The sequence below is a fragment of the Mesorhizobium sp. M7A.F.Ca.CA.002.05.1.1 genome (assembly GCF_003998335.1).
Taxonomy (GTDB): domain Bacteria; phylum Pseudomonadota; class Alphaproteobacteria; order Rhizobiales; family Rhizobiaceae; genus Mesorhizobium.
The window spans coordinates 1-3,558 of sequence record NZ_RZQI01000629.1 but is presented as its reverse complement, the minus strand read 5'-3'; the positions used below and the strand labels follow the sequence as shown (position 1 = coordinate 3,558).

At 67.4% G+C, this 3,558-nt stretch carries 3 protein-coding genes; all 3 read left to right on the top strand.

From position 1 onward, the window contains the following. Nucleotides 1-1,261: MotB family protein (locus tag EN939_RS25445; RefSeq protein ID WP_127270558.1), on the top strand; the 1,261-nt coding region annotated here is incomplete at its 5' end. Further along, on the top strand, nucleotides 1,258-2,637 hold the full coding sequence (locus EN939_RS25440; protein ID WP_127270557.1) for a chemotaxis protein MotC: 1,380 nt from the start codon (nucleotides 1,258-1,260) through the stop codon (nucleotides 2,635-2,637). The genes EN939_RS25445 and EN939_RS25440, both read left to right, overlap by 4 nt. Continuing rightward, the coding region (locus EN939_RS25435; protein WP_127270556.1) for a flagellar hook-length control protein FliK at nucleotides 2,634-3,558 on the top strand (925 nt) is incomplete at its 3' end. The genes EN939_RS25440 and EN939_RS25435, both read left to right, overlap by 4 nt.

Sequence of the window (3,558 nt, the reverse complement as noted above, 5' to 3'; positions counted from 1 at the left end):
TGGCGGCGTCTGGAAGATCGCCTTCGCCGACTTCATGACGGCCATGATGTGCTTCTCCCTGGTCATGTGGCTGAGCAACGCCGCCAACGAGCAGACCAAGGCAGCCGTCGCCAGCTACTTCAACCCGGTCAAGCTGGTCGACCGCAATTCGAGCCGCAAGGGCCTGGAGGATCTCGGCGACGGACCGCGCGCCATGGGGCTGACGGCAGACGATCCGCAAGAGGCGACCAGCAAAGCCGGACAGAACGGCAATGCCGGCGCGGGCGCGTCGGACCGCAAGCAGGACAAGCAGGAGCCGCAGCAGGCGGAACGCTCCGACGATCATCTCTTCGCCGACCCCTACGCGGTGCTTTCGGAAATCGCCGCGGATACCGGCGTCATGCAGAATGTCAGCCAGAAAGGCGACGGCGGCGTGCAGGCTGCCGGCCCGGCTACCGGCGCCTCCGGTGGCGCCTCCTACCGCGATCCCTTCGAGCCGGATTTCTGGTCGCAGCAGGTAGCGGCGCCCGGCGCCGAAGCCAGCGCCGAGCGCACGAAGATCGAGGGCGATCCGGCCAAGCCCGGCGACAAGACCGCCGAAACGAAAGTGCTCAAAGTCAAAGCCGTGCCGCCTGTCGCGGCCGCACCGCTTGAGCCGCTGGCCAAGGACGCGACCGGCAAGCAGGCCGCGAACCCTGCCACGGCAATGGCCGGCGAGACCAAACCGGACGGCACCACGGTCGCCGACGCAGCCAAGGCAGAGCCTGAGGCGCAAAAGGCCGCCAAGCCCGACATCGGCGAAAAGGCGCCAACCGCGGCTGCCGTCAAGGCAGCTGCCGACGTCAAGCGGCAGCTGGCCGATGCCTTCAAGCCCGGCGACAAGCTGCACGACGGCGTCTCGGTCGAAGCCACCGACAAGGGGATCGTCATCTCGATCACCGATCAGCTCGACTTCGGCATGTTCGAGGTCGGCTCGGCATTGCCGAGACGCGAACTGGTGCTGGCGATGGAGAAGATCGGCCGCATCGTCAACAGCCAGAAGGGCACCATCAGCATCAACGGCCACACCGATGCCCGGCCGTTCCGCGGCGACAGCTACGACAATTGGCGGCTGTCGACGGCGCGCGCGCATTCCGCCTACTACATGCTCGTGCGCGGCGGCGTCGACGAACGCCGCATCACCGAGGTCGCCGGCTTCGCCGACCGCCAGCCGAAAATAGCAGCCGATCCATTGGCGGCCGCGAACCGTCGCATCGAGATCCTGATGGCGACCGGCGGATGAAGCGAGCGGCCGTCACCCGCCGGTTGATTGGTTTGTTGCTGCTGGCCGGCGGACACCCGTCGGCCGGTTTCGCCCAGGGCGCGCTGCAGCCGTATCAGCTGGTGCGCTCGCTGCAACTCATCCAGGACCGCATAGCCGCCGGCGATCATGCCGCCTTGCCGATGCAAGCCAAGCTGCTGGAGATGGCGGATGCGCGCCTGCGGGCGGCGAATGCCGAGGACTACAAGGATCCCAAGAACTTTCGAGCCCTGCTTGTCTACGGCATGAGCGGCGGCAACCCGGTGACCGTCGAAGCGGCCACGTCGCGCGCTACGACGGATCCGCAAAGCCTTGCCATCGCCAAAGGCGTGATTGATTACCTCAACGGCCGGCCCGGCGAGGCTATCGAAGCCTTGCGGCCGATCGATCCCATGGCGCTGCCTCCGGATCTCGGCGCCTTCCTCGCTTTGGTCAAAGGCTCACTGCTTGCCGGTGATCAGCCGGCGACCGCACTCCGTCTGCTCGACGAGGCAAGATTGCTCAGCCCCGGCACGCTGGTCGAGGAAGCGGCACTTCGCCGTTCGGTCGGCCTTGCAGTCGCGCAAGGCGACGCGGCACGCTTCGCCCTTGCTTCCACCCAATATGTCGAGCGCTACCTCTATTCGCCCTATGCCAGCCAGTTCGCCGACTCCTTCGTCTCCGGCGTCATCGCGCTGCACATGTCGATCAGCCAGGACAAGCTGGGCGACATCACCTCGATGATGGATCCCGAGCGCGAGAAGGTGATCTATCTGCGCATCGCCCGCCGGGCCGCGATAGACGGCCTGAACGACTTGTCGGCCTTCGCTTCGGCGCGGGCGGAACAGGGCCGCGACGGCAACACCAATCAGGACGATCCACGCGCCCTGCTCTATGCCAGCCTTTCCACCGTCACCTCGGGGACAATCGAGGACGTTCGTGCCAAGCTCGGCAAGATCGACCGCAGCCGGCTGTCGGAGGGCGACCGCGCTTTGCTCGACGCCGCGCAGGCCATTGCCGGCGAGGTCGTCGCGCCGCCCACCGCCCTTCCGGCGGAAAAGCCTGCCCCAGTTCCTGCCGCCGCCGCGCAGCCGGTGCCCGAGATCGCCACGGCGCAAGGCGCCGATGACAGTGGCCTGCCACCGGTCGAAGGCGCCATCTCGGAGCAACCCGCCGTCACCGCGGCCTCCAGCGGACCAGCCGCCAATGCGCCGGACACGGCAGCAGCGGCATCCCCCGACCCTGCGACTGTCATGCCGGCGTCGGCACCGTCACCCGCAGCCGGCCCAGAGCCCGCCGATCCGACCGACGCCGCCATGACCAGAACACGTCGACAGCTCGACCTGATCGACCAGATGCTTGGAGCCGCCCCCAAATGACCACCAGCCTCGGCTCGGCCTTGCCAGGATTTGCCTCCACGCGCGCGACGTCGGAGCAGCCGGCCGCGAACGGCAGGAACGATGACGCCGGCTTCGGCAAGATGCTGCGCGACGATGCCGGTGCTGCCCGCCCGGAACGGCAGCCGTCGACAGAGGCGGGATCGCGCGACCAGTGCTGGAGCAAGCTCGCGGCCGGCCTTGCCGGGCATGACGCCAAGGCCGAACCAGCATCGGCCGAGCCCGCAAGGACCATCTCGGCCAAAGTGGCAAACGTGAAAACCGGCAAGGACGATTTGGAAGCAAACGCGAAGGCCGACGCTGAAGAGACGGCGCCGGACGCCGAGCCGCTTCAGGACGACCTGCCGCTGCTGATCGCGTTTCATGACCTGTGGCATTTCTCGACAACGGCCAAGGCAGCCGGGGGCAATACGACCACCGGCGAGAATCCGTCGGACCCGGCGCTCGATGGGCAGGCTTCACTGCCAAAGACCTACCGGCCAAAAGCCGCGGGCGGACGCGAAGCACTCGAAACCATGTCGAAGCCGGAGCAGGCGTCGATCGTCGACGGACCTTTGACGGCGCTTGACGGTCAGTCACCGAGCGCTGCCTCCAGCGCGACAAAACGCGACGCCGCGGCGGCGGCCCAGAAGCTGCCGGACGCGCCGGCTGCCGATGTGCCCGGCGTGCGGTCGAAGCACGCCGCGAATGCGATGAAGAGCATCGAGGATGTCCAGTCCTCGATGCGTCCCGAAGCGGGAAAACAGTCCCTGCCCACTGCGCGCATCGACGTGGTGTCGGAACGGAGCTTCCCCGCACCGCCGCAGAGTCCCATCAGCCAGGCAGCCCTCAATGTGATCAACGCCATAGCCACCGACGCCGGGCCGCAAAAGGCGCTTTCAGCCTCACCCACGCCCACCCATC